The following is a 3,618-nucleotide window of genomic DNA, read 5'->3' as shown; positions in this document are numbered from 1 at the left end:
GGCCCTACCGGGCCAGCCGCCTTTTGCTTTTCAAAATGTCAGCGCCGCTGCAGACCTGAAGCCATGCACTTCATGTTTGCTGCGCGACAGCGCAGCCCGGAGGGCTGGGTGATCTCCCGCTGAACCGGTGGGGGCTTGCCCCGCGATGGTTAGACTCTGAACTGATCCATCAGCGCCATCTGCTGTGACGACAAGGTGTTGAGCTGACTGCTCACTTGGGCCGATTCAGCGGCTTGCCCGGTCAACGTTTCGGTCACCCCACGGATTGCCGAGACGTTGCGATTGACCTCTTCGGCCACTGCACTTTGCTGTTCAGCGGCGCTGGCGATCTGCAGGTTCATGTCGCTGATGACCGTGACCGCCTCGCTGATCCGGTCCAGGGCTTCGACGGCCTGGTGGATCTGCCCGGCATTCTCCTGAGCCTTGCCGTGGCTGGAATGCATGGTCGCCACCACCTCGCGGGTGTTGCTCTGGATGCGTTCGATCACCTGACGGATTTCTTCGACTGAATCCTGGGTACGGCGAGCCAGGTTGCGTACCTCGTCGGCAACCACGGCAAAGCCACGTCCGCTTTCACCGGCACGGGCCGCTTCGATCGCAGCGTTGAGGGCCAGCAGATTGGTCTGCTCGGCGATGCTGCGGATAACTTCCAGCACCGAGCCGATCTTTTCGCTGTTCTGCGCCAGCACTTCGACTTCGGTCACGGCCTTGCTCACTTCATCGGCCAGCAAGGTGATGTCGCGGGTGCTGCGCTCGATGATCGCCATACCATCCTTGGCCGAGCGATCGGCGCCGCGCGCGGCATCGGCGGCGCTGGCGGCGCTGTTGGCGACGTCATGGGCGGTGGCGCTCATTTCGTTGGAGGCGGTGGCGACTTGGTCGATCTCGCGGAACTGCACCTGCATGCCCTCGCTGGTGCGTTGGGCAATGACCGAGGACTGGTCCGCGGTGGTGCGGGCCTGGGTGATGCTCTGCTTGATCTGGGCAATGGTTGGCTGCAGCTTGTCGAGGAAACGGTTGAAGCCCGAAGTCAGTCGGCCCAGTTCATCCTGGCGGGCGTAACGCAGGCGTTGGGTCAGATCGCCATCACCACTGGCAATGTCTTCGAGCATGATGGCCACGGTGTTCAGTGGGCGGGTGACACCGGTTGCGGCCAGCCACATCAACAGCAGGCCACCAAGACCGGCCAGGGTGGCGAACAGCACCACCTTGATGGTGTCGCTGGTGCGGGCCTGTTCAAGGGTAGCCTGCAGGCTGATGGCATCCGCCAGCAGCACCTGCTTGGGCAGGTCGATCACGATCCCCCAGGCTTTACTGTCGGCAATCGGTTGCACTGGAGTAAGGGCGCGGATGGTTTCGCCCTGCTCAAGGATCAGCGGCGAGTTGGCGGCGAGTTTCTGCACCGCCTGCTGGCCTTCAAGGCCTAGGGTCTGGCCGATGTTCTTGCCGACCTTGCCGACCTTGCCGGCATCATCACTGTTGGCCGCCAGTAGCCCACTTGGAGCGACGATCATCAAGTGCCCGGCACCATTGAACAGCTCTTGCTGGGCCTTGGCGGCGGCAGCCTGGAGGGCGTCGAGGGAAATGTCTACGCCCGCCACGGCAATCACCTTACCGTTTTCCAGCAGCGGTACAGTGATACTGGTCATCAGCATCTGCTTGCCGCCGACGGTGTCGGCGTAGGGCTCGAGCAGGCAAGAGCGGGTGCTGTGGAGCGAGCAGGTGTACCAGACGTTGTACGGAGTGCCGCTGAGGTTGATGTCGGTCTTGTTCAGGTCGACATCACTGATCACGGTGTTCAATGCCTCGCCTTGGGCTCGGCTCCAGTAGCTGGCGAAACGACCGCTTTCGTTGCTCAAGTGCTTGGCATCGTTGGCGAAAGCGCTGTCGTCACCGTTCATGGCTTGGGGCTCGAACGCCAGCCAGATACCGAGTACCTCCGGGTTGCGTTTGAAGCTGGTGGCCAGGCTCTGGTTGATTGCTTCGCGCAAATCGCCTGCACTCAGGCCGCGGTTGCGGGCCAGTTGCCGTAAGTCCTGAACCTGATCGGCGAGGGCAGTAATGACAGTCTGGTTGTCGCTGAAGGTGCGCCGCAACATCTCGGCTTTCTCCCCGGCGCGCGCCTGTAGCAGTGCCTGGACGTTGCGGGTGAGCATGGTGGTGCTGGCTTCGCCGACCAGCTCATCGCTCTGTTGCGATTGATAGAGGTTGATACCGACGACCAGCGCGACCACGCCAAGCAGGCAAAGGCCGGAGAGCAGAACGATTTTCAGGCGGATGGAGAGCGTGTCGAACATGGACGTACTCGCTAAGGGACGGGCCAGGAGGGGGCCGAACCGGAGGGCGGTTCGATTCGCCACATCCATTTAGCGATATCAAGTCATCGGCTTTATAGCGTTAACCATGAGTGCGTGCCGATGAGCGGTCGTCGAGCCTCAAGGGCGCAGCCTCTGGTCGTGACCAGATCCACAGGTTGCCCAGGGTCATGCCGGCGATGGCGAGAAATACCGGCCAGCGGTGCTCGAGGAAAACCAGCATCAGGCTGGCGCACACCACCATGCTGACGGTGGCGCTGAGCTTGGCGCGACGCTGGATGACCTTGCCGTTGCGCCAGTTGTGCAGGATCGGGCCGAACAGTCGATGGTTTTCCAGCCAGGCGCTCAGGCGCGGCGAGCTGCGGGTGGCAGCCCAGGCGGCGAGGAGAATGAACTCGGTGGTGGGCAAACCAGGCACGACGATTGCGACCAGGCCGATGGCCAGGCTGACGTAGGCCAAAAGGCCAAACAGCAGGCGTGAGAGTTTCGAGGCAGAGGGGCGGGTCATGAGTTCGTCGGTTGCACGGGTAGGGCCCGGTTACCACGAGGGTAACCGGGTACGGCGCATCAGGCCAGTTCGGCTTTAGGCGCAGTCGCGTAAGCGTGCTTGAGCAATTCGGTGAAGCGCTCGAATGCCGCCACGGCGCCCTGTTCAGCCTTGGCCTCTTCCTCGGGGCTCAGTTCCAGGCCGTCGAGGATGCGGGTGAACTGCTTCCAGCCCTCGGCACGGCCACCGGCTGGCTCGCCCAGATGACGGGCGCCGAAGCTGTCGGACAGGCCCAGGACCACGGCGCGCTTGATCAGGAAAGCGGCGCCGAGCTTGGAACCTTCGGAAACGAAGATCCAGCCCATGGCTTCACCCAGGCTCGGGCTCTGAACGGCACCGGCGAAGTCGGCCGGAATTTCGGTATTCAGGTCAGCCAGGTCCAGGCCGGCCTGTTCGGCGCGGCAGCGTTCGGCCAGGTCAGGGACGATGGCGATCAGCGCAGGGTCGGTATACAGCGCCTTGAGTTCGCTCTGGAACAGGTACTGGGCGACGACGAAGCGGGCGAAGCTTTCGCGGGTTTCGAACGGCGCGTGGGATTTGACCAGGGCGTCCAGCTCGGTATGCGGGGCATGGGTCAGCTGATTCAGGCGTTGCGAACGCAGGTTGGCGCGTTCGGCGGTGGTGGCGGTCATGGTGATTCCTTGCGAAATGGGCGTGCCTAGTGACTAGACGAACAAGTAGACGTACGACAGTAAAAAAACCTCACCTCATCGCGGGGCAAGCCCGCTCCCTCAAAACCTGGGAGCGGGCTTGCCC

3 protein-coding genes and 1 pseudogene are annotated in these 3,618 nt (G+C 62.7%); all 4 read right to left on the bottom strand.

The annotated features are described in order from the left end of the window. Positions 1-149: 149 nt before the first annotated feature. Complete coding sequence (locus ACRESH_RS24125; protein WP_410457952.1) at positions 150-905, bottom strand: methyl-accepting chemotaxis protein; 756 nt, start codon at positions 903-905, stop codon at positions 150-152. Between the two features lie 102 nt (positions 906-1,007). Beyond that, a pseudogene (locus tag ACRESH_RS24120) lies at positions 1,008-2,099 on the bottom strand (HAMP domain-containing protein); the annotation flags it as partial. Positions 2,100-2,397: 298 nt separating this feature from the next. Continuing rightward, complete coding sequence (locus ACRESH_RS24115) at positions 2,398-2,823, bottom strand: YbaN family protein (protein WP_431744327.1); 426 nt, start codon at positions 2,821-2,823, stop codon at positions 2,398-2,400. Between the two features lie 59 nt (positions 2,824-2,882). After that, positions 2,883-3,494 (bottom strand): biliverdin-producing heme oxygenase, encoded by a 612-nt coding sequence (locus ACRESH_RS24110; protein ID WP_431744326.1) that lies wholly within the window; start codon positions 3,492-3,494, stop codon positions 2,883-2,885. Between the last annotated feature and the right edge of the window lie 124 nt (positions 3,495-3,618).

It is taken from the genome of Pseudomonas sp., from assembly GCF_050739775.1.
Lineage (GTDB): Bacteria > Pseudomonadota > Gammaproteobacteria > Pseudomonadales > Pseudomonadaceae > Aquipseudomonas.
Note: the sequence above shows the minus strand (reverse complement) of the source record. Positions and strands in the feature narration are given on the sequence as shown.

Bases quoted from the DNA above. Each gene is read 5' to 3' on its own strand.
- ACRESH_RS24125 (WP_410457952.1), bottom strand. From the start codon at position 905: ATGCAGGTGCAGTTCCGCGAGATCGACCAAGTCGCCACCGCCTCCAAC.
- ACRESH_RS24115 (WP_431744327.1), bottom strand. From the start codon at position 2,823: ATGACCCGCCCCTCTGCCTCGAAACTCTCACGCCTGCTGTTTGGCCTT.
- ACRESH_RS24110 (WP_431744326.1), bottom strand. From the start codon at position 3,494: ATGACCGCCACCACCGCCGAACGCGCCAACCTGCGTTCGCAACGCCTG.